Source organism: Clostridium fungisolvens, from assembly GCF_014193895.1.
Lineage (GTDB): Bacteria > Bacillota > Clostridia > Clostridiales > Clostridiaceae > Clostridium_AR > Clostridium_AR fungisolvens.
Genome location: NZ_BLZR01000001.1, coordinates 2249148 through 2273248, shown reverse-complemented (window position 1 = coordinate 2273248; position 24101 = coordinate 2249148). Strand labels below are relative to the sequence as shown.

Here is a 24101-nt window from a genome sequence, read left to right as displayed (position 1 = left end):
TTTAAAAAGAACCGATGATTAAGGAGATTTTTCAATGAAATATGATATAAAAGCAATTCAAGCATATAATAACCTGCCAAATTCAGTTATAGATTTTTTAAATTACCTAGAAACAATAAAAGGTAAATCCGAAAGAACTATTGCTGGGTATAAATTCGATTTAACTGTATTTTTTAGATTTATAAAATTATATAAAGGATTATGTAATCCTGAAATTGATTTTAATGAAATTCCTTTAACAGATATAGATGAAAACTTCTTAAGGACTATAAAACTTACTGATCTATACGCCTTTATGAGTTTTGTAGAAAAACAAAGAATCAATGGAACTTATGCCAGAGCTAGAAAGGTCGCCGCTTTAAAATCTTATTTCAAGTTTATTTCTACAAAGGCAAAAATCCTTACTGAAGATCCTACTGTAGAATTAGAAACACCTAAGATAAGCAAAAGACATCCAGTATATCTTACATTAGATCAAAGCATCAATTTGCTTAATTCCTTAGATCAGAAAAATAAAAATTATTTAAGGGATTATTGTATTTTAACACTATTTTTAAATTGCGGATTAAGATTATCTGAATTATGTAATATCCAAATAGATAAAATCAAAAATGACACTCTTACCATAATAGGTAAAGGTAATAAAGAAAGAACTGTATATTTAAACGAAGCTTCTCTGGATTCAATTCAAAAATATATTGCCGCAAGAGATTCTTCTAAATGCGATGCAGAAAACAAAAAGTTTTTATTTCTTTCTTCTAGAAATAAAAAAATCGATAAAAGAACCGTTGAAATCCTGGTGAAAAAACATATTACAAACAGCGGATTAACACAAGATAAATACACTCCTCATAAACTTAGACACACTGCTGCTACCCTAATGTATAAGTACGGCAATGTTGATATAAGAAGCCTTCAACAAATATTAGGTCACGAAAGCGTTTCAACTACACAGATATATACTCATATAGATGACGAAGGTCTAAGAGAAGCTGTAAATTCAAATCCACTTTCAAAAATAAATAGATATAAATAGAGCGTTCAAAATGAACGCTCTTCTACTCTCTTCTCTTAATTTTAATTAGACCAGGATAAACTTCTTCAGTTAGCTTTTGTATACTTATATCGTCATCTAATATATCTTGTAAATCATCTATGTATTCTATATGATCCCAAGCGTCTTCGTATTCTTCATCTTCATAGATTACTTCATCACTTTCATCGTCAACGCCATCTAGATCTAAATCATCATAATTGTCTTCATCTAACTCTATTAATTCTTCTTCAACAAAATCATTCTCATCAACATTTCTAGCTATATCTTCAATCTTAATAGCTTTTAGGTCTACCCCCTCGTTTTCAAGGCATTTTCCGCAATTATCGCATACCTTGTTAGGGAAAATATCACATAACTCATCTGCTAGATTTCCGTTTGTATTCATTTCTTCTCTCCTATCCTAAAGATTATAATATTAAGTTCACATTGTAAAAGATATCGCTTATATAGATTATTGACTGTACAAATTAACTTATTCATTTAAAATAGCAGAAATTGAATATCTTTTTATCTATGATTATCTCCACTCTATCTTTAAATATAAATTTGTAATAATCTTCAATTATCTAATGATTTTACAACCTTCACTCAATAAAATAAAACACAAAGTTATAGTTCTACTAAAGTATACTATTCTACTTTGCATGTATTGTCAATATTATATGTTAATATACCAAGTAATTATATCAAACCTTAGCAATAATATCAATAAATAGAGAACGTTCGTTTGATTACTACTAACATCTGTGATATAATTTAGTTAATTAGATTGAGAGGTGTAAGTTATGCTTGAAAATACTAAACAAAATGAGATATATGAATTCCTAAAAAATTATACTGAAAACAAAGGATACCCACCTTCAGTAAGAGAAATATGTGAAGCTGTTTCATTAAAATCAACATCAACTGTTCATGGTCATCTTAAAAGATTGGAAAAAAAGGGTTTAATAAAGAGAGATCCTACTAAGCCAAGAGCTTTAGAAATAGCTGAGTTATCTACGCCTAGAAAAGAAATGATACATATACCTATAGTTGGTAAGGTAACTGCAGGTGAACCAATACTTGCAACTGAAAATGTAGAAGATGTTTTTCCTATGCCTATAGACTACATCAAACATGATAATGAACTATTTGCTCTAAGAGTTAGTGGTAATAGTATGGTAGATGTTGGCATAGAAGATGGTGATCTTGCTATAATAGAGCAATCTAGTCATGCTAACAATGGAGAAATAGTTGTTGCTTTAATTGAAACAGAAGCTACTATAAAAAGATTCTTCAAGGAAAATGATCACATAAGATTACAACCTGAAAATAAAACAATGGATCCAATAATAGTAGATGACTGCGCTATCTTAGGACGTTTAGTTGGATTATTTAGATCATATTAGTTTACATAAAAAACTTCGATAATAAAAAAGAACGGTTCAATCCGTTCTTTTTATTTTGCTTAAGTTTAATTAGCCTATATTAGATAAAGCTATTAATATACCTATTTTTGCATGATCAAAAGTTAATCCACCTTGCAAGTATGCAATATAAGGTTCTCTAATAGGTGCATCTGCAGATAATTCAATAGATGATCCCTGTATAAATGCTCCTGCAGCCATTATAACTTGATCGTTATATCCAGGCATATCCCATGGTTCACATTCAACAAAAGAGTCTACAGGCGATCCTTTTTGGATTCCCTTACAGAACTTAATTAGCTTTTCAGGATTATTGAATTTAATAGCCTGAATTATATCGCTTCTTTTTTCATCAAACTTTGGTAGAACCTCAAAATCTGCAAGTTCCATGATTCTAGCACAGAATACCGCTCCTTTTACAGCCTCAATAGCTACATGAGGTGCAAGAAATAAACCTTGGAATAACTGTCTCATTACTCCAAAAGTAGAACCGCACTCTCCTCCTATTCCAGGGATGGTCAATCTGAATGCAGCCTGTTCTACGTATGCACTCTTACCTGCTATATATCCACCTGTAGGCGCTATCCCGCCACCTATATTTTTAATTAAGGAACCAGCTATTAAATCAGCGCCAACATCTGTTGGTTCAATAGTATCAATAAATTCTCCATAACAGTTGTCCACAAACACTATAACATCTTCTCTAATTGATTTTACAAGCTTTATGGCTTCTCCTAATTCTGCTACAGAAAAAGAATTTCTCCATCCATAACCTGTACTTCTTTGCATATGTACAACTTTTATGCTTTTATCTTCTCTTAACTCTTTTTCTATTACTTCAAAATCGAATTTTCCTTTTGGAGTCAAATCCGCTTGTTTATAATTAACACCATATTCTTTTAAAGAACCTATGTTTTCATTTCCGCTTATTCCAATAATATTATGTAAAGTATCATACGGCTTACCACTTACAGTAAATAAAGTATCATTAGGTCTAAGATTCCCAAACAAAGCAGCTCCTATAGCATGAGTTCCATTTACAAAATGCGGTCTAACTAACGCACTCTCTGTGTTAAAAACTCTCGCATAAACCTTATCTAAAGCATCTCTACCAACATCGCCATATCCATAACCAGAAGAGTTAGTAAAATGCGTGTCACTTATTCTTTCTTCTTGAAGTGCATTAAGAACCTTTAATTGATTAAACTCTCGTATTTCATCATACATATCAAATTGCTCTTGTACATCTTCAATAGCCTTTTCATAAAGAGCAAAGGTATTTTCGCTAATATTATAGCTTTTTCTTAAAAATTCTTTTGTAATATCAAACATGTATAAACCTCCAAATTTATCCTAAAACAATAACCTTAATATTATCATATGAATAAAAATTAGGCAAACAATTTGTTTGCCTATGCTAATACTTATAAACTTTCATCAACTTGTGGTGTATTAAATAGTATTGGCTTTGCTGGGGTTACTGTAGTTATCGCATGTTTATAAACTAGCATCTGTTTTCCATCTGAATCTAGAACAACAGTAAAGCTATCAAAACCCTTTACAAAACCTTTCAATTGGAATCCGTTAACTAAATGTATTATAACTAAAATCTTATTCTTTCTTGCGCCATTTAGGAAAATGTCCTGTAAATTATTTGTTGACTTGTTCATAACCGTAACCTCCAAATTTTCTTAATCTTATATATTATTATAATGCTATTGAATATTTATGTCATCAACTATTTTGTTTATTATTTCGCCATCTGACAATATATCCTTATCTAAATATACAACTCGAGGGTCTTTTCTAAACCATGTGAGTTGCCTTTTTGCGTAGTTTCTACTTCCTTGTTTTATCAGCTCTATAGCTTTTTCCAAAGAAATTTTATCCTGTAGGTAGTATAAAATCTCTTTATAACCTATCCCCTTCATTGACTGCATTTCTGGAGTAAGATTCATATCCATTAACATCTTTACTTCTTCAATTAGGCCATTATCAAGCATAATGTCTACTCTTTTATTAATACGGTTATAAAGTTTTTCTCTATCCATGGTTAGAACATAATAATAAAGATCATAATCGCATTGATAAATAGATTCTTTTTCTTTATACTCACTAAACTTTTTTCCTGTAGTTTTATGTACCTCAAGGGCTCTTATAACTCTTTTTCTATTATTGAAATGGATATTTTCATAACTTTCCATATCAATAACCTTAAGCATCTCATGAATATATTTGTTTCCATGTTCGTCAGCTAAACTTTCTAGATAAACTCTATATTCTTCATCCTTCTTACTATCAGTAAAGCTTAAGTTGCATATTATTGAATCTATATATAAACCAGTACCTCCTGCAATTATAGGTAATTTGCCTCTGCTGTATATATCCTCGATATAGCCTTTAGCTAGATCTTTGAAGTCTGAAACACTGAATTCATCTTTAGGATGTACAACATCAATCATATAATGTTTAACCCCATCCATCTCAACTTCCGTAACTTTTGCAGAACCTATATCCATGTATTTATATATTTGCATCGAATCAGCTGATATTATTTCGCCATTTAGCTCTTTAGCTAATTTTATGGATATATCAGTTTTTCCAACTGCAGTAGGTCCTCCGAGTACTAATAATTTCTTCTTTTCCATAAGTCTATTCCTTTATTGTATCCTTCTAAATTTCTTTTCTAATTCATTAAGCGTTAATTTAATTATTGTAGGCCTTCCATGTGGGCAATGAAACGGGTCATCGATGAATCTAAGAGTATTTAGTAGTTCATACATCTCTTCGGTACTTAACAAATCATGAGCTTTTACAGCAGCTTTACAAGCCATTGTGGCAATTCTATTATACTTAACTTCAGTAGTCTTGCCTGAACCAAGATTTTTTAAATTATCAATAAGATCTAGGAGCAGACTTTTAGGATTAAGTTTATCCAAAAAGTAAGGAACTTCCTTTAACAATATACTATTATCTCCAAAATCCTCGATAAGAAAACCTGCTTTTTCAAATATTGATTTATTTTCTAGAATAATCTCATAGTCGTCCATTATTAAATTTATTACACAAGGTACCAGTAAGCTTTGAACCTGTATATGAGAGTTTTCTATATCCTTTAGGTATTTTTCAAAAAGGATTTTTTCGTGTGCTGCATGCTGATCAATTAAGTACATGGTATCGTCGTATTCACCTATAATATATGTTTTGTTAAACTGACCTATAATTCTAAGGTTAGGTATTTTAGCATTACTCTTTTCTTCTACGACTTTATAAGTATTCTTAACTGAGCTATCAGTTTCAACGCTCTGGTTACTTTCAACATAAGGTCTACTTACTTCTAAATACCTATTATCATCCTCATCATTTTGGTTGTTGACTGCTACCTCTTCAGCATTAAAAGAAATAGGTTTTAAATCAACAGGTAAGTCTACAACTTGCTGCTTATCTTCATAAGTAGCTTCATCATCATTTTCTTTAACTATATAATCATTTTGAGGCTTTACATATGGATGATAAACTTTATCAAAATTATGAAAATCTAAATCTAGTGGAATATTTTCTACCTTTTCCTCATGAACTTGTTCTTCCGGTAATTTAAAAGACTCAAAAACATCATCTTTTAACGCTTTATGAACACTATCAAAAGCAATCTTATATATACTTCTATCATCCTTAAATTTTATTTCAGCTTTTTGGGGATGAATGTTAACATCTATAAGCTCAGGATAAATATCAATAAGTAGAATAAAAAACGGAAACTTATTTACTGTACTGAAAGATTTAAAAGCATTTTCAACAGCTACAGTAGCTAATCTGTTTTTTACATAACGTTTATTTACAAAAAGAATTTGATTATTACGAGAACCTCTGCTTATTTCTTCTTTGCCTATATATCCATAAGCAGAAGAAGTATCAGTATGACCTTCAAAATAAATGAGGTTATCTACTATATTCTTGCCAAATATCGTTCTTATAGCATCTAGCATGTTGCCATTTCCATATGTATTAAATACCTTTTTTCCATTGTTATGATATTCAATAGCTATGTCAGGGTTAGCTATAGCTATTCTACTTATTATCTCATTTATCAAAGCAGCTTCTCTAGATTGAGATTTTAAAAACTTTTTTCTGGCAGGAACGTTGAAAAACAAATCTTTTACTTCGATTTGAGTTCCATTTGGCATGCTCACTTCTTCATTTATAACTGTTTTTCCACCTTCGATTTGAAGCATCCTACCAGTATCAAACTCAGCACTCTTGGATTTTATGTTTATATAAGATATTGAAGCAATACTCGGAAGCGCTTCACCTCTAAAACCTAATGTGTTTATATTATAAACATCCTCAATTGTTTGTATTTTGCTAGTAGCATGAGGCATAAATGCTTTCTCGATATCATCTGGATGTATTCCATTGCCATCATCAGTAACCTTTATAAGACTTTCTCCGCCGTTTTCTATCTCTAAGACTATCTTCTTAGCTTTAGCATCTATACTATTCTCTATTAGCTCTTTAACCACTGAAGAAGGTCTTTCGACAACTTCTCCAGCTGCTATTTTATTTGAAGTATTAGTATCCAGTAGATTAATTCTTTTCAAATTATCACCACCTATAATAGCTCCTTAGCTCTTTTCACCAAATCATACAATTTATTCATTGTTTCTAATGGTGTCATAGACATAATATCCATTGAAGCTATTGATTTTAACAAAGTTTCCTTTTCTATGTCGGTAAAGTTCAGCTGCATCTGTGGTTCAAAGGAATCTTCTTTTTGCTTTTTACCTTTACCAGTTTTAATATGTGCATTTGCAGACTCTTTAATTATATCTACAGCTACTTCTGACGCATCACCTTTAGATGTATCATTATTACTTGCAGCTACCCCATCAAGTTTATCATGAATTTTATTATCCTCAAGAGAAGATAATATCTCTTTAGCTCTATCTATAACCCTATTTGGAAGCCCTGCAAGTTTTGCAACTTCAATACCATAGGATTGATCGGCTCCGCCTTCAACTATCTTCCTTAGGAATATTATTGTGTTATTTACTTCTTTAACTGCAACTGAGAAGTTCTTAACACCTTTTATATCTTTTTCTAATCTAGTAAGTTCATGATAATGAGTTGCAAATAATGTCTTACATTTTAAGCTATCATCCTTTGTCATGTACTCTATTACTGACCAAGCTATGCTTAAGCCGTCATAAGTACTAGTACCTCTTCCTACTTCATCTAATAGCACTAAGCTTTTTCTAGTAGCGTTATTTAAGATATTTGCAACTTCCCACATCTCTACCATAAAAGTACTCTTTCCACCAGCTAAATCATCAGATGCTCCGATTCTCGTAAAGATCTTATCACATACAGAAATATTGGCATAAGATGCTGGAACAAAGGAACCTATTTGAGCCATCAAGGTAATTAAGGCTACCTGTCTCATATATGTAGATTTACCTGCCATATTAGGTCCAGTTATAATCAGCAGTTGTTCATCATTAACATCCAGTTTTGTGTTATTAGATATAAATTCACCTTTAGAGATCACCTGTTCTACAACCGGATGTCTTCCTTCTTTAATATCTATCACATCTTCTTCATTAATCAATGGCTTTACGTAATTGTTGTTAATAGCTACATTAGCTAAGGAACATAAACAATCAAGTTCAGCTATTATTTTCGCGGTGTGTTTCATTCTATCTATTTCCGCTTCAATTTTATCTCTTATTTCAACGAAAATGCTGTACTCTAAACTTGTTAATTTTTCTTCAGCTCCAAGAATCTTTTCTTCCATTTCTTTAAGCTCTTGAGTAACAAATCTCTCAGCATTTGCTAAAGTTTGTTTTCTTATATATCTTCCTTCAGGAATAGATGAATAATTTGCTTTAGATATTTCTATATAATATCCAAAGACTTTGTTATAACCGACCTTTAGAGATCTAATGCCCGTAAAATCTCTTTCTTGATTTTCTAAGGCAGCAATCCACTCTCTACCATGGATTTTTGCTTGTCTTAGCTCATCAACCTCTATTGAATAACCACTTTTTATTATGTTCCCTTCCTTTACAGAAAGAGAAGGTTCATCAGCTATCGAAATATCAAGTAACTCACTAACATCTTCTAACTCGTCTATTCTGTTATAAAAACTTGAAAGCATGGATGAGTTACAATCTTTTAGTAGCAGCTTCAAATTTGGTATCTTTTGAAGCGATACCTTCAAGGATATCATGTCTTTAGCATTTACATTAAAGTTAGCTATTTTTCCTGTGATTCTCTCTATATCGTATATATCCTTTAATGTTTCTTTAAGCTGTTCCATTAGATATAGGTTATTATGTAATTCCTCTACCCCACTTAGTCTATCTTCAATTAATGATTTTACTATTAGAGGCTGGTCAATCCATCTTCTGATTTCTCGACTTCCCATAGCAGTTGAGGTTTTATCTAATACCCATAAAAGAGATCCTTTTTTTGTCTTCTCTCTAATATTTTCTGTAAGTTCTAGATTTCTTCTTGAATTGGTATCTATAGTCATAAAATCTACTATTGAGTAGGTATCAATTCTATTCAAATTGCTCAAAGCCATCTTCTGGGTATCTATTACATATTTAATTAAACCTATAGAACTATATAAAGAGAATGAGTCTAGCTTTTTCTTTTCATCACCAAATTGAGATGATAATAAATCATTTGTATCCTCTTCAAAATAGTTTAAAGGCTTTCTTGTGATCAGAGCATTACAACTATCTGTTATGGAGGATATTAAACTTGTGTTTTCAAGTATATTTAATATTATCTCCTTAGGAGAGAATTTTGATATCTCATCTAAAATAATATTTTCATTATATTGAAAGCTTGTAGTCAAAAAATCACCAGTAGATATGTCAGTTGTACTGAGTCCTACAGTATTCTTTGAAGTATCCACAAATATGCACATTATATAATTGTTCTTTGATTCATCTATGTAATTTGAGTCACTGTATGTACCTGGAGTAATTATCTTAATAACATCTCTTTTAACTAATCCTTTAGCCAGTGCTGGATCTTCAACTTGCTCACATATAGCTACCTTAAACCCTTTGGCTATAAGTCTTCCGATATACGAATTTGAAGCGTGGTATGGTATCCCACACATCGGCGCTCTACTTTCTAGCCCACAATCTCTACCCGTAAGAACAAGCTCTAATTCTTTAGCTGCAACTTCTGCGTCTTCAAAGAACATCTCATAGAAGTCCCCTAATCTGAAAAACAGAATGCAATCCTTATAATTTTCTTTTATCTCCATGTATTGCTGCATCATTGGAGTTAATCCCATAGTAAACCTCCTTAAACGAAAAAGCTCTTATAATAAGAGCTTTATACTTCTTCACCTACAAGAGAGAATGATTGTGCTTTTGTTATTTTAACATTTACAAGCTTTCCTACGCTTTCCTTGCAGCCGTCAAAATTAACAAGTTTACCATTTCTAGTTCTTCCCATAAGTCTGTTTTCATCATTTTTACTTGTTCCTTCAACTAGAACTTCAACAGTCTTTCCTTCATATGTAGCGTTCTTCTTTGCAATAATTTCATTTACTGCATCTACTAATTTATTAAATCTAGCATGTTTTACTTCATCTGATATTTGGTTTTCCATTCTGTCAGCTGGAGTATACTTTCTTCTAGAGTATATAAAAGTAAAGGCTGAGTCATATTCTACTTCTTTTACTAAATCTAGAGTATCATTAAAGTCTTCCTCTGTTTCTCCTGGGAAACCAATAATTATATCTGTAGAAATAGCAACATCTGGTATTTCCTTTTTTATCTTCTTAACTAATTCAATGTATTGTTCTTTAGTATAACTTCTATTCATTTCTTTAAGAACTCTAGAAGAACCACTTTGAACAGGTAGATGTATTTGCTCACAAAGCTTATCACATTCTTTTATTGCCATTATAACATCTTCAGTAAGATCCTTTGGATGTGAAGTCATAAATCTTACTCTTTCAAGTCCATCTATTTCATTTATTCTTCTTAAAAGACCAGCAAATGTAAGCTCTTCTTCTAAGCCATTACCGTAGGAATTTACATTTTGACCTAGTAAGGTTATTTCCTTATATCCTGCTGCTACCAGCTCCTTTATTTCTTTTTCAATATCTTCTGGCTTTCTGCTTCTTTCACGTCCTCTTACATACGGTACTACACAGTAGGTACAGAAGTTATTACATCCATACATTATTGTAACAAAAGCTTTTATATCGCTCTTTCTATCTATTGGAATACCTTCTACTATTTGCTCTTCTTTATTAACGATCTCTTTTACCTGAACCCCTTGTTGCTTTACTGTATTTAAATATTCAGGGAATTTATAAGCATTATGTGTTCCAAATATAATATCTACATAAGGGAACTTACTAAGAACTGTATCTGCCATATCTTTTTGTTGCATCATACATCCACAAATAGCAATTATAAGTTCTGGTTTCTTTGCTTTTAGAGCTTTAAGAGCTCCTAAGTTTCCAAACACTTTATTTTCAGCATTTTCTCTAACACAACATGTATTAAAGATTATGATTGATGCGTCGTTTTTTTCCTCAGTACGTTCATATCCAATTCTTTTTAGCATACCTGAAAGCTTCTCAGAATCTTCTTCATTCATCTGACAGCCCCATGTTTCTATATAATATTTATCCATTACATTACTCACTATTTTATTCCTCCAATTATTCAATTCTTTAATATTATACTTAATTCGTGAAGATTTTTAAAGTGTTTATAGATAAGTTTCACTAAATTAATTACATATATTGTGGAAAAAACAATTAATTTAGGTCTTATAATACAAATTCACTAAAACTTATTGACTTAGTTTTCAGTTTTAGCCGATAATTATATATAATCAAATTATAATAATAAATTAATATTGAATTGGGGGCATAATTTATGAAATTCTCGAAACGCGCGAGTAACATTAAAACTTCTGAAATAAGGGAGATTTTAAAACTGATTGAGAATCCGGAAATTATTTCTTTTGCTGGAGGGCTACCAGCACCTGAGTTATTTCCTAAAGAAGAAATAATAAAATTAACAGCTGAAGTAATTAATAACGAAGGTAATGAAGCTCTTCAATATGGTACTACCGAGGGCTACAATCCATTAAGAAAGGCAATACTTGAGCAAAGACTTAAGCCTTTCGGAATAACAGGAACTATTGATAATATTTTAATAACTAGTGGATCCCAACAAGGTCTAGATTTTACTGGAAAACTATTTATTGATAAAGATGATGTAATTATAGTAGAAAAGCCAAGCTATCTAGGTGCTATAAACGCTTTTAGAGTTTATGAAGCACAATTTGTAGAAGTTTCTATGGATAAGGATGGTATGATTATTGAAGAGTTAGAAGAAAAATTAAAATTATATCCGAATGCAAAATTTATATATACCATACCAGACTTCCACAATCCTTCAGGGATAACTATGTCTTTAGAAAGAAGAAAGCAACTTGCTGATATAGCTAGTAAATATAAAGTACCAGTATTAGAGGATAGCCCCTATGGTGAACTTGTACTTGAAGGAGAAAAACTTCCTCCTATAAAAAGCTTTGATACAGATGGATATGTTATATATTTCGGTACTTTCTCAAAGACCTTTTGCCCTGGACTAAGACTTGGGTGGATTTTTGGTGACGAAAAGGTAATTAATAAATATGTAACTCTAAAACAAAGTTCTGACCTTCAATGCAGTTCATTAGATCAAAGAATAATTGCTTATTATCTAAATAACTATAACTTAGATGAGCATATAGAAAAGATTAAAAGTGTATACAGAAAAAGAAGAAATCTTATGTTTGATTGCATGGACGAATTTTTACCAAAGGAAATAAAATATACTCGATCTAAGGGTGGGTTATTTACTTGGTTAGAATTAAGAGAAGATATTGATACTGTAAAGTTACTTGAAGAGGCTTTGAAATTTAATGTGGCTTTTGTCCCTGGAAGTTCTTTTTTTGCGAGTGGAGGCCATACTAATTATCTGAGACTAAATTATTCAAATATGCCTGAGGATAAGATAGTGGAAGGTATTAAGAGATTATCAAAACTTTTAAAAGAATATTATAAAGAAAGTTAATTGAATAAATAAAATCCCTGCTTATTGGAATAATAGATAAGGAGGGATTTTTTATGTATGATTTAAAACGCAATCAAGAAACTAATGACACCTCTAAGGAAACAGACTTAAATAAAGAAAATGACTCAAGGAACATAGGTGATAGAGCATATTACCGAAGTCATTTAACTGACAGTGTATTATACACTAAGTCGTCCTATGTTCCAACAGAATCCCTGTTCTAAAAAAATGAGCAATAAAGTAGTAATATTGCTACTTTATTGCTCCCAAATTCCTACCGTGTTCACAAATTTAAAACCGTTGTTTAAATAAAGCTTCTTAGCTATTTCATTTTGTTGATCAACTCTAATATATATGCTTTTAATACCTTTATCATAGCAAACATTTATCAAATGATTAAGTAGATATGTACTAAAACCTTTACCTCTTTGTTCTTTTACAATACCTAAATTAACAATGAAATAACTGTCATTATTGAGTATTATTTGACCATACCCCACATATTCATCATAACTTTTTATAAAAATCGATGCATTCTCTAAATAATAATCTTGACACTGATCATAGTATATATCATCAATTGTTAGTGGAATTCTGCTATCATCTTCGAAAATATTATTTTGTAAATTACACCTTAAGTTCTCATCTTTATTATTTTCCATTAAGCTAAATGAGATATTAGATGGGACATTTTCTATATATTTATCTTCTATAGATCTTTCCATAAGCAATGTTTCACCAGATTTTTTAAAACCAAGTGTATTAAGTATAGTATTATTAAAAGTATTATCTTCGCACTCATATATAAAGAGACCTTTGGTGAAGAAGCCTGATTTAGCTGTACTTTTTTCTAAAACCTGCGCTAAGCCTGCTGTGTTATTTATTACAAAATCCTTTATCGAATAAGTTCTTTCATATATCTTCTCAAACCAAAAGTAACCTATAACTTTCTTGTTTAAATATATAAATCTTATATTTCTAAGTAGAAGCAATCTTAAGATTGGCAGTTTAGATTTATAGAATTTAATAAAACTATTATTAAAAGAATTAAAGCTTTTAGAGCACTCAAATAAGTCAATTAGTCTATTTTTATCAAAACAAAGTCTCTTAATTTTAAACATACCATTATGTCCTTTACATTATTTACCTAATACTATTTTAATATTGTTCTTGAAATAAATCAACTAAAGATATATATGAGGAAAATTTGGCAGGCAACTAAGCCTAAATCTTAATTTATACACATAAAACTTACAAAACTATTGAAATATCAAGGTTAACTAGTTGAAAGTTTTTTACCCTCTAAAAAGTAAAAAAGCAACAGAATTATCTGCTGCTTTTAGGTTATACATCTTTGATGCTTAAACCAATACGTTTATTTTCTTTTTCAACTTTTATGATTCTTGCTTTAACTAATTCTCCTACCTTTAACACTTCTGAAGGATGACTAATTTTGTTGAAGGATATTTTAGATATATGTGCTAATCCATCAACCCCTGGTTCTAATTCAAGGAACGCACCAAAATCATTTAGTCTAGCTACTTTACCTAAAACTATACTTCCCTCAGGATATTTTTCTTCAATTTCCATCCAAGGATCTTGAACTAGTGCTTTAACGCTAAGTGATACTTTTTTCTTTTCAATATCTAAGGCTATAACTTTAGCTTTAACTTTTTCACCAACTTTTAAAACATCTGATGGATTATTTATTTTTCCCCAAGAAATTTCAGATATATGAACTAAACCATCAATACCATTTACTTCAACGAATGCACCAAAATTGGTGAATCTTTTAACTGTACCTTCAACTACATCACCTACATTTAATGAGTTTAGAGCATCTTGCTCACGTTGATGTTTTTCTTGTTCTAACAATACTCTTCTCGAAGCAACTATTCGGATATGTCTTTCTTTTTCAACTTCAATGAATTTAACTTCTATTTCCTTACCAACAAAATTATCGAACTCCCCAGTATATTTAATATCTAACTGAGATGCAGGAATAAATACTCTAAGACCTTTAAAAGTTGCAACAACTCCACCGTTCACTACCTCAGTTACTTTTACAGTTACAATACTTCCATTTTTATAAGCTTCTAAGGTCTCATCAAAGGCCTTTTCTTTTTCTAGTTCAATTCTTGATAAAACAACATATCCTTCTTCATTTTGCAGCCTTAAAACCTTAGCATCTACTAATTCTCCAACCTTAAAATGTTCTGATAGTTTTGACTTAACACCGTCATTAACTGAGATTTCTGAATTTGGTATAACACCGTCAGCTTTATATCCGTCTATAGCAACAATTAACTCGTTTTTGACTATAGATAAAATTTCACCCTTTAATATTTCACCTACGTGTATCTTTTTTGTAGATTTCTCCATCAGTTCTAGTTGTTCATTATATTCGCTGTTATTCATAGTCATTTTATCAATAACCTCCTTAATTATCCAGTCAGGCGTAGATGCACCTGCGGTTACTCCAATGGTGCGGATTGAATTATCATTTAGTAGTTCTTTAGGTAATTCTTCTAAATTTTCTATGTGAATAGTATTTTCACAGTTACTTCTGCATATTTGAAATAACTTTGTTGTATTTGAACTATTTTTTCCGCCAATAACAATCATTGCATCAACCTTTTTTGATATTTCTTCAGCACTTCTTTGCCTTACATCAGTGGCTGAACAAATGGTATTAAATGAAAGAACATCAGTACTTTTCTCATTAACTACTTTTAAGGCCTTATCCCAGTTGGACTTTTTCTCAGTTGTTTGAGAAACTATACAAATTTTTTCAGGTAGATTATCACTGAATTCACCACTTTTTGTAACCAAAGCTTCGTTATTACACCATCCGTTAATTCCAACAACTTCAGGATGATCTTTATCACCTACTATGATAATATTGTATCCTTCATCATGATATTTATTTACTTTCTTTTGAATATTAGTAACATATGGGCACGTAGCATTTACTACAGTTACTCCTTTTTCATTTAATTTATCAACTAATGATTTAGGAACTCCATGTGAACGAATTACAACAACATCATCATTAGCTAAGGAATCAATCTCGTTGATTTCAATAGCAAAAATATTATTATTTTCTAACATCTTAACAACATCGTTATTATGTATTAAAGGCCCTATTGTAAAAATTTTCTTATTATACTGCTTTTGAACTTTTAGAGTTTCGTCAACAGCTCTTTTAACACCAAAACAAAATCCAGCACTTTCAGCTAATAATATTTCCCTCATATTTTTACCTCATACTAAGTTCTAATCCATTATTAATATACTCACAAATTTTATTAACAACCTGATCTATGTTTATTCCAGTAGTATCCACTTCTAATGCATCATCAGCTTTAGTTAAAGGGTCAACTTCTCTATTACTATCTAAATAGTCTCTTTGAATTATATCTTTCAATATGCTGCTATAATCTACTTCAAGACCTTTAGCTTTTAATTCTTCATATCTTCTAGTTGCTCTTTCTTCAGGACTAGCAGTTAAGAAAAACTTAAAAGAAGCGTCCTTTAAAACTACAGTGCCAATATCTCGACCATCCATTATTACGTCATACTTTTTAGACATATCTCTTTGAAGTTTTACTAGTCTAGTTCTAACTTCCTTGATTGATGCGTAAGCAGACACATTTTTACTGATATTCGGTACAGTCAACTGATCATTTATATTAACATCGTTTAGATATAATTCATCATTTTCAAAATGCATTTCCATGGTTTCTATTAAATTGCATAAAGCCTCTATGTTTTCAGGAGGTATATCCTTTTCTAAAGCTTTATATGTAACTGCTCTATACATCGAGCCAGTGTTTATATACATTAAGTTATATCTTTTAGCCACAATTTTAGCTATTGTGCTTTTACCTGCACCAGCTGGGCCATCAATAGCAACTGATAATCTCAATTAAATCGTCCTCTCTTTATGTAGTTTTCTTTCTGATTATACCACATTTTATGAAATTCAATAAATATCTTTTCAAGTGATTATAAAAATCGGTTTTAGCTATTCATTTACATGAGTTCCTGCTATATAACCTGTGGAAAGTGCAATTTGAACATTATACCCACCAGTAAATGCATCAACATCAATTACTTCTCCAGCAAAAAATAAATTTGAAATAATCTTTGATCTCATAGTAGACGGATCTATTTCTCTTGTATCAACGCCACCTGCAGTAACAATAGCCTCTTCAATAGGTCTTAGCCCTTTGACAGTAAAACTAAAATTCTTTAAAAGATTTACAAGTTTCTTTCTTTCTTCCTTGGTTATTTCATTTACCTTTTTATCACCTGATATCTCGCTCAAATGAATTATTGTTTCAATAAGTCTTTTTGGTAACAGATCAACCAATGAATTTTTAAAATCTTTATTTATGTACTTTTGAAAATCTTTCTGTATTCTTAAATCCAATTCCTTATCATCTAAGGCTGGCTTTAAGTCCAAAGATGCAGTATATGTAATTCCATCATTTTTAACAAATCTGCTGCCGCTAAGTACTACAGGGCCAGATATACCAAAGTGTGTAAAAATCATTTCACCAAAATCTTTGAACAACACCTTTTTTCCATTACTTATTCTAAATTCCACATTTTTAAGTGAAAGACCTTGTAACTCTTTAACCCAGTCTTCCTTAATTTCTATAGGAACTAGCGATGGTTTTGGATCTATAATCTTATGACCTAATTTTCTTGCAAAGTTAAAACCTTCCCCGGTAGAGCCAGTAAGCGGGTATGATTTTCCACCAGTACATAAAATGAAACTATCGCCTTCTATCACTTTGCCATCAGTTAAAACAACAGCCTTTATAACATCCCCTTCGGTTAGTATCTTGCTTACCTTAGAATTAAGCATAACTCTAACCTTAGCTTCATCCAAAGCCCTGCTAAGACCGCTTATAATATCTGATGATTTATCTGATTCAGGAAAAACTCTACTTCCTCTTTCAACCTTTAGTTTAACTCCAAGTTTTTGAAAAAAGTTCATAGTATCCTCATTTGTAAAAGTATATAAAGAACTATACAAAAAATGTGGATTTCCAGGAATCATATCGAAAAACTCACTTATATCCTTTGCGTTAGTAACGTTACATCTACCTTTTCCAGTAATAAAAAGTTTTTTACCTAATCTATTATTACCTTCTAACAAAACAACTTGATTATTTTGGGCAGCAGAAATAGCTGCCATCATTCCCGCTGGTCCAGCACCGATAACAATAACCTTACTCATGTTTATTACTCCTTCTATAAAAATAGCTAATCTATTTTTTTATTAATAATTTTTTATCTGCCTTTCCGAATGTATATGAGGAAAACTCGGCAAGTGACAAGTTCTTACTTTTATTCTTTAAGTCATATTATGATTTAAGTCGTTACTCATATTTATCTGCAGATACAATTGAGCATAAATTCATAAAGATAAAAAAGTCGCTGAAGCGACCTTCTTCAGTGAGCTTTTTTAACGCATCTGCCTTTCCGAATGCATATGAGGAAAATTTGGCAGGCGAATAAGTCTTGTTTTTTTACTGTATCGCAATAAAAAGCTTCTGAAAACATTTAAATATTTAAGTTTAATAGACATAAAAAATTTATATTTTCGGTTACAGTAAAAAAGTCGCTGAAGCGACCTTCCTATACAGTAAAAAGAGGCTGTTGTGCCTCTTTATCTAGATTCATTACCACTTTTATTGTATGAATATACATGATATTCTTTCCAAAGACTTTCAAGATCAGCAAAAGTCTTAGATATTTTTTCTTTTTCTCTCATCCCAACCGCAATTATTAGTGCATTAATAATACTTAAAGGTGCTACAAGGGAATCAACAAAAGAAGCCATATTACTTTGTGCGATTAAAGTATAATCAGCCTGTGAAGCTAATGGTGAAAGCAAGCTATCTGTTATTGCAACTACTTTAGCATTTCTAGATTGTGCAAATTCTAGTGCATCTATAGTTTTTACAGCATACCTTGGAAATCCTATACCGATTACTAAATCACCATCTCCAATATTGATCATCTCTTCAAAAACATCGCTTATACCATTACCTATTATTTTAACATTATCTAATATCAAGTTTAAGTAGAAACCTAAGAATTCTGCTAGTGCAGAAGAACTTCTAAGACCAATAATATATATTCTTTTAGCAGTAAAAATATTATGAACAACATCTTCAAAGGTCTTATGATTTGTTTTTTCCAAAGTTGCTCTTATATTTTCCATGTCAGCTTTCAAAACACCTTTAAGAGCATTTTCTTCACTTATATAGTCGTTAGAAAGCTGAAGTCTTTGAACCGACGTCAACTTGTTTTTTATAAGTTCTTGAAGAGCTTTTTGCAACTTTGGATAGCCACTAAATCCTAATTCATTTGCAAATCTAACAACTGTTGATTCGCTTACCCCTACGCTAATCCCTAATTTAGCAGCAGTCATGAAAGCTGCTTTATCATAATATTTAAGTATGTATTCAGCAATTAGTTTTTGACCTTTACTTAAACGTGGAAATTTTATTTGTATTAATCTCATTAAATCGTGATTATCGTTGATACTCATACTAGCTATCCCTTCTTCCATTGCCGATGATAAAATGCAATATTTATTTCATTTTATCATCAAATATGAAGATATTCAATATTATAGAAACTTATTTCTTTTCTATAACAACTAGTTCTGGTGGGCAATTAGTACGATTTAGATATTTATGGTGCATTACGCCAAAGAACTTTTTATCAAGATTTCTTGCAAAATTTATTACTTCTGAGCTTTCTTTTTTTCCTTCATTGTGTCCATTATATAATGCAATGGTTATTATACCTCCAGAAGATAAGAGATTAATTGAAGCATTTAAACTTTTAAGTGTTGAATCTGTAAGTGTAGTAATCTCTTTGGAACCGCCAGGCAAAAAACCAAGGTTAAACATAACACAATTAACCTGTTGTGTTACATACTTTTCTATGTACTCATGGGAATCCAATATAAGTTCTACATTATCTTTTTGTTTTAACTTATAATTACTTATAGCTTCTTTTTGAATATCAAAAGAATATACTTTTTTAAAGTTATCGCTTAGGAAATCAGAATCATAACCATTTCCTAAGGTTGCATCGATAGCAATGATTTTTTCGTCTACAAAATTACTTACTATGTAATGGGTAATGCTACTTATATCTCCAACATACTTAAACATTCATTCACTCCTATAGAGATTTTATATAATTTAATTCAGCTTCAGTTAGTTCTCTAAAATTGCCTTTTTCCAATGTTCCAAGTTTTATTTCCCCAATGCTTTCCCTAGTTAGCTCAAGAACTTCATGATTTAGAGCCGCACACATTTTTCTTATCTGTCTATTCTTACCTTCATGAATTTGAAGTCTAACCTTTGAACGATCTTCTTGAATTTCAATTACTTCTATTTTCGCGTCTGCAGTTATATATCCACCAATATCTATACCATTTTCGAATCTTTGTATATCATTCTTTGAAAAAACACCTTTTACTATTGCAACATATGTCTTTGTTATTTTTTGTCTTGGATGAATAAGTTTGTTATATATTTCCCCATCATTAGTAAGTAGTAAAAGACCAGAGCTATCAAAATCAAGCCTTCCTATAGGAAATATCCTTTCTTTAATTCCAATCAAATCAATTACTGTTTGTCTATCGTGTTCGTCTTTTACAGAGGAAATATATCCTTCAGGTTTATTAAGCATGATATATCTTTTTTTCTCCTCAGGTGTTATTTCCTTTCCAGAAACTTTTACTATATCTTTATCACAATCAATTTTTGTTCCTAATTCTTTTATAATTGTATCATTTACACTTACTATTCCTGAAAGTATAAGTTCCTCACACTTTCTTCTAGACGCAACTCCACATCTAGCCATAAACTTTTGAAGCCTTTCTTCCATAATTATCACCTCTAATAATCCATTCTAATAAATAACAAGGAGGATTTCAATAAATATTATTCACTTACATTTCCTGGAAAATAATTTGCAGGGATTACTTTTGTTTTGATATACTAAAAATATATATTTATAAGAACAGTTTTATTAAATATTATTTATTGAGCTCGCTTATCTAAACTAACTGCTCTTATGTTGAAACGAAAGGATTACTTACATGGAAAAATTACTATTTGGAATTTCAGGCTTACCTATTGGCGATGGTAAAAATAAATTTACTTATAAAACTGGAATAGAATATCTTCATTCAATCGGACTTGATGCGATGGAACTACCTTTTGTGCGTTCAATTAATGTCACTGAAAAAAATAGACAATCTATTTTAGATATAAAAAATGAAAAAAACTTTTATTTATCTGCCCATGGATCATATTTTATAAACCTAAATGCTATTGAAGAAGAGAAAAGAGAAAAATCAAAGGAAAGAATAGAAAATGGAGCAAATGCCTTAAAAAGTGTAGGAGGAAGAAGTCTTGTTTTTCATCCTGGGTACTATTTAGATTCTACCAATGAAGAGGCTTTCAATAATATAAAGGAAGAACTTGAAAGTCTATCATATGATGGAGTAGATTTTAGATTAGAGACAACAGGAAAACCAACTCAATTTGGTTCTTATGATGAGCTTGTAAGACTTTGTAAGGATATACCAACATGTAAGATATGTGTTGATTTTTCACATGTTCATGCACGAGGTAATGGTATCTTAAAGGACTACGATGATTTTGCAAAAATATTAGATCATATTGGTACTGAACTAGGCGATGAAGCAATCAAAGATATGCATATTCACCTTTCAGGTATTGCATACACAATAAAAGGTGAAAAGAATCACTTACCATTTGAAGAAAGCGACTTTAACTATAAAGCTTGCTTAAAAGCGTTTGTGAACTTCAATGTGAAAGGATGTGTCATTTGCGAGAGTCCTATATTAGAAAATGATGCATTAATGCTAAAGAAAATTTATGAGTCCTTATAATATTGAATTATGAAATCCTAAACAATAAATAAAGCCATAGGCAAGATGCCTATGGCCTTTTACTAGCAGCGGAATGAACCTAACAATAATAATAAAAATAATGGGTTATTGTAGTAACCACCAAAACCACCGCCACAGCCACAATTATTAAATCCAGCACCACATCCCATTGGACCATAATTGAATCCATTGCCACAGCAGTTATTACCACAACAATTATTTCTACAACAATTATTGCCTCCACAGCAACATCCGTGTCTTCTTGACAAGTTAATCACCCCATCTCTTTTGTATAGTACATAGTATTCAATTATGTTATAAATTGACAGTAATTTTAATATTATTTTAAATTAGGCTTTTTATAAATATATATCACTTTGACCCGAAATCTATTTTTAAAACTCCCACGGCTTCTCGTGAGAGAATTTAAAAATAATAAATTTTATTACGAAGTGGTATATACATATATAGAGGTCTTTATGCTAAAAGACATAAAATATCACACATTAACACGGTTATATTGATAAAGGCGTACATATGTTTTATAATAAGTATAATTGAAATGAGGTGCTTTTATGTCGCAAAGTCGTAATAGGATGGTTGCTCCAAGAAATGTTGTAAACATAAAACAGATATATATTTTTTATGTGTTAAAGGAATTAGCCAAAGGTAAAGAGGTTTTTGGCAATAGAATTCTAGAAGATTTTAGGGAAGCTTTCGTAAATAATAATTTACCACTGCCAGTATCATCAAGCACTGTTTATGATACTTTATATGACTTGGAAACTAGAGGTTATGTGAAAAGTAAATGGGAAGGTGATGAATTCCTAAATAAGAGAAGCAAAAAAATATATTCTATAACTGATGCTGGTTTGTTATATTATACTACTCACGTAGCAGATTATATTGATAATATTAAAAAAACCAAAAGTCTGCTTGACCAGCTTATTTATATGTTACAGAAATAAAAAAACTATAAAGCTTGTAGCAAGGCGCAAAAAAATCACTGAAGTAAGTCGCTTCAGCGATTTTTTTTATGTTAAGGTGTATAGAATATTTGAGTTGCCATTACCTTACCGTTTTCGTAAGTAACACCTATACCTATTTGCGTATAGTTTTTATTTAATATATTCGCTCTATGTCCTGGAGAATTCATCCAAGATTGTACAATACTTTGTCCACTGGCTACGTCTTCAACTCTTTGCCCTGTAAAATTCATTGTATAAATATTCTCTCCTATATATGAATATCTCCAATTATTCCTTTGAGCAATATCGGATATATAACCATTTACTGGTGACTTGTGGTCAAAATAGTTAAGTCTAATCATTTCTTCACTCTTGCTTCTAGCATATTTAGCAGCCGTTGTATTTATAGTCAATGGAGCTAACCCAGCCTTTTGTCTTTCTTGATTTGTATATGTCAAAATATCGGATTCTATTGTTGACATATATTGCACTCCAGTACTGCTTTGATTAGGTTGAGCTTTATTTGTTCCAGAGCCATTACTATTTGTTCCGGTACCGTTTGTATTTGTTCCATTTGACTGATCAGTTGCTGGCGTATTATATTGTGTTCCTCCACCTTGCTGATTAGGAACAGGTTGTGTTGAAGGTGGAGTGTTTGGAGCTGTTTGAGTTTGAGGCGCTTTTGTACCAGTATTGTCATTCGTTCCAGCAGTATTGTCATTAGGCGCACTATATGTACCATTAGGCTTTTGTGCAGTTGTGTTCTTTTTAGTAGTAGTACATCCAGTAAACATAACTACAGCTGATAAAAAACAGCTAATAACTATAAACTTTTTCCTCATAAAACACCCTCCTATTAATTTGAAATTATTTATCCTTAAATATTTTGCCCTTTTTTTATTACTATATGTTCTTTTATTAATTATTCAATTAGGGAGTTATATAAGTAATTTCTAATATTTATCCTAACTTTACGTCTTTTTCTTTAAATAGAAAAATTTAAAACTTTTTAAAAAGCTTATTTTCTTTAGATAGTGTTGCTATAGTCATTAATAAATCCATCGAAATAGATAAAAGTATTAGAATAATAAATATAAAAGAAATATCTTTATAAAACAAATAAAACTTATTTATTATAGGATGTATGAAAAACATACCTAACAAACTCAAAATCATCCAATATAACGAAAACTTCACACATACTAATCCATTATAATTTGCGCGTTCATTTGAATAATCCCAATAAGTTTTATTAAAAAACTTTTTCAGATAATAACCACTTAAATACTCTATAGATGTAGGAATTATTAAGCAGATAAACATGGCAAGTATAATGTTGTTATGAATAACATCATTAAGTAAAACTAGAATAGAAAAAGCAAAACCATACATAGGTTTATATGGCCCATATAAAAAGCCATCTTCTTGGAATCTCTTAAACAGATGATAGCAATATAGGTTTTCGATTACCCATCCAAGAAAAGAGTAAATTATAAAATTAAATCCTATAGAAATAAAAAAACTCATTAATTTTGCCTTCTTTCTAAAATGTAATAAGCTTATTTTTGGCAAAATTTAATGAATTTATTTACTAATTTATAAAAA

The 24101-nt window shown here is 30.7% G+C and carries 22 protein-coding genes; 5 read left to right on the top strand and 17 right to left on the bottom strand.

From position 1 onward, the window contains the following. Positions 1-34: 34 nt before the first annotated feature. Complete coding sequence (locus bsdtw1_RS09650; RefSeq protein ID WP_183277367.1) at positions 35-1036, top strand: tyrosine recombinase XerC; 1002 nt, start codon at positions 35-37, stop codon at positions 1034-1036. 22 nt (positions 1037-1058) lie between these two features. Here bsdtw1_RS09650 and bsdtw1_RS09645 read toward each other — a convergent pair whose 3' ends face one another. Next, entirely contained in the window at positions 1059-1442 is a 384-nt protein-coding gene (locus bsdtw1_RS09645; protein WP_183277366.1) for a hypothetical protein, read from the bottom strand. A 400-nt stretch (positions 1443-1842) separates the two neighbouring features. Between bsdtw1_RS09645 and lexA the strand changes: the two genes are divergently transcribed. Continuing rightward, entirely contained in the window at positions 1843-2445 is a 603-nt protein-coding gene (gene lexA, locus bsdtw1_RS09640; RefSeq protein WP_183277365.1) for a transcriptional repressor LexA, read from the top strand. Positions 2446-2514: 69 nt separating this feature from the next. Here lexA and bsdtw1_RS09635 read toward each other — a convergent pair whose 3' ends face one another. The 6 genes from bsdtw1_RS09635 to miaB all read right to left on the bottom strand — a co-directional run bounded on the left by bsdtw1_RS09635 (position 2515) and on the right by miaB (position 11133). Beyond that, positions 2515-3795, bottom strand: coding sequence for a methionine gamma-lyase family protein (locus tag bsdtw1_RS09635; RefSeq protein WP_183277364.1), 1281 nt, complete (start codon positions 3793-3795; stop codon positions 2515-2517). A gap of 92 nt (positions 3796-3887) precedes the next feature. Then, complete coding sequence (hfq, locus tag bsdtw1_RS09630; RefSeq protein ID WP_183277363.1) at positions 3888-4133, bottom strand: RNA chaperone Hfq; 246 nt, start codon at positions 4131-4133, stop codon at positions 3888-3890. A 45-nt stretch (positions 4134-4178) separates the two neighbouring features. Next, the gene (gene miaA, locus bsdtw1_RS09625) at positions 4179-5111 is read right to left on the bottom strand and encodes a tRNA (adenosine(37)-N6)-dimethylallyltransferase MiaA (RefSeq protein ID WP_183277362.1); all 933 of its coding nucleotides are present in this window, start codon (positions 5109-5111) and stop codon (positions 4179-4181) included. Between the two features lie 12 nt (positions 5112-5123). Continuing rightward, positions 5124-7061, bottom strand: a complete 1938-nt coding sequence (mutL, locus tag bsdtw1_RS09620) for a DNA mismatch repair endonuclease MutL (protein WP_183277361.1) — start codon at positions 7059-7061, stop codon at positions 5124-5126. An 11-nt stretch (positions 7062-7072) separates the two neighbouring features. Then, on the bottom strand, positions 7073-9775 hold the full coding sequence (gene mutS, locus bsdtw1_RS09615) for a DNA mismatch repair protein MutS (RefSeq protein ID WP_183277360.1): 2703 nt from the start codon (positions 9773-9775) through the stop codon (positions 7073-7075). Positions 9776-9816: 41 nt separating this feature from the next. Beyond that, positions 9817-11133: a tRNA (N6-isopentenyl adenosine(37)-C2)-methylthiotransferase MiaB gene (gene miaB, locus bsdtw1_RS09610; RefSeq protein WP_183279774.1), complete on the bottom strand. Its 1317-nt coding sequence runs from the start codon at positions 11131-11133 to the stop codon at positions 9817-9819. Between the two features lie 248 nt (positions 11134-11381). Between miaB and bsdtw1_RS09605 the strand changes: the two genes are divergently transcribed. Further along, entirely contained in the window at positions 11382-12569 is a 1188-nt protein-coding gene (locus tag bsdtw1_RS09605; RefSeq protein WP_183277359.1) for an aminotransferase-like domain-containing protein, read from the top strand. 257 nt (positions 12570-12826) lie between these two features. On the opposite strand, the gene bsdtw1_RS09600 is transcribed toward bsdtw1_RS09605, so the two are convergent. From bsdtw1_RS09600 to bsdtw1_RS09570, 7 genes are all read right to left on the bottom strand, one after another. Then, entirely contained in the window at positions 12827-13690 is an 864-nt protein-coding gene (locus tag bsdtw1_RS09600; RefSeq protein WP_183277358.1) for a GNAT family N-acetyltransferase, read from the bottom strand. Between the two features lie 223 nt (positions 13691-13913). After that, positions 13914-15824, bottom strand: coding sequence for a bifunctional 4-hydroxy-3-methylbut-2-enyl diphosphate reductase/30S ribosomal protein S1 (locus bsdtw1_RS09595; protein WP_183277357.1), 1911 nt, complete (start codon positions 15822-15824; stop codon positions 13914-13916). Positions 15825-15828: 4 nt separating this feature from the next. Further along, positions 15829-16497 carry a (d)CMP kinase gene (cmk, locus tag bsdtw1_RS09590; protein ID WP_183277356.1) on the bottom strand — a complete coding sequence of 223 codons (669 nt, stop codon included), beginning with the start codon at positions 16495-16497 and terminating at the stop codon, positions 15829-15831. Positions 16498-16596: 99 nt separating this feature from the next. After that, positions 16597-17820 (bottom strand): BaiN/RdsA family NAD(P)/FAD-dependent oxidoreductase, encoded by a 1224-nt coding sequence (locus tag bsdtw1_RS09585; RefSeq protein ID WP_183277355.1) that lies wholly within the window; start codon positions 17818-17820, stop codon positions 16597-16599. Between the two features lie 432 nt (positions 17821-18252). Further along, the gene (locus bsdtw1_RS09580) at positions 18253-19140 is read right to left on the bottom strand and encodes a MurR/RpiR family transcriptional regulator (RefSeq protein ID WP_183277354.1); all 888 of its coding nucleotides are present in this window, start codon (positions 19138-19140) and stop codon (positions 18253-18255) included. Positions 19141-19231: 91 nt separating this feature from the next. Next, entirely contained in the window at positions 19232-19774 is a 543-nt protein-coding gene (gene mnmM, locus bsdtw1_RS09575; RefSeq protein ID WP_183277353.1) for a tRNA 5-(aminomethyl)-2-thiouridylate-methyltransferase MnmM, read from the bottom strand. 10 nt (positions 19775-19784) lie between these two features. Then, positions 19785-20495 (bottom strand): pseudouridine synthase, encoded by a 711-nt coding sequence (locus bsdtw1_RS09570; RefSeq protein WP_183277352.1) that lies wholly within the window; start codon positions 20493-20495, stop codon positions 19785-19787. A 214-nt stretch (positions 20496-20709) separates the two neighbouring features. On the opposite strand from bsdtw1_RS09570, the gene bsdtw1_RS09565 reads away from it, so the two are divergent. Continuing rightward, positions 20710-21528, top strand: a complete 819-nt coding sequence (locus tag bsdtw1_RS09565; RefSeq protein ID WP_183277351.1) for a TIM barrel protein — start codon at positions 20710-20712, stop codon at positions 21526-21528. A gap of 62 nt (positions 21529-21590) precedes the next feature. On the opposite strand, the gene bsdtw1_RS09560 is transcribed toward bsdtw1_RS09565, so the two are convergent. Next, positions 21591-21797 carry a hypothetical protein gene (locus bsdtw1_RS09560; RefSeq protein ID WP_183277350.1) on the bottom strand — a complete coding sequence of 69 codons (207 nt, stop codon included), beginning with the start codon at positions 21795-21797 and terminating at the stop codon, positions 21591-21593. 306 nt (positions 21798-22103) lie between these two features. Between bsdtw1_RS09560 and bsdtw1_RS09555 the strand changes: the two genes are divergently transcribed. Next, a complete protein-coding gene (locus tag bsdtw1_RS09555) occupies positions 22104-22496 on the top strand; it encodes a PadR family transcriptional regulator (protein WP_183277349.1) in 393 nt (130 codons plus the stop codon). A gap of 71 nt (positions 22497-22567) precedes the next feature. Here the strand turns inward: bsdtw1_RS09555 and bsdtw1_RS09550 are convergent, their stop codons facing one another. Both bsdtw1_RS09550 and bsdtw1_RS09545 read right to left on the bottom strand, forming a co-directional pair. Continuing rightward, positions 22568-23338: a CAP domain-containing protein gene (locus bsdtw1_RS09550; protein ID WP_183277348.1), complete on the bottom strand. Its 771-nt coding sequence runs from the start codon at positions 23336-23338 to the stop codon at positions 22568-22570. A 157-nt stretch (positions 23339-23495) separates the two neighbouring features. Then, positions 23496-24023, bottom strand: a complete 528-nt coding sequence (locus bsdtw1_RS09545; protein ID WP_183277347.1) for a putative ABC transporter permease — start codon at positions 24021-24023, stop codon at positions 23496-23498. Positions 24024-24101: the final 78 nt, after the last annotated feature.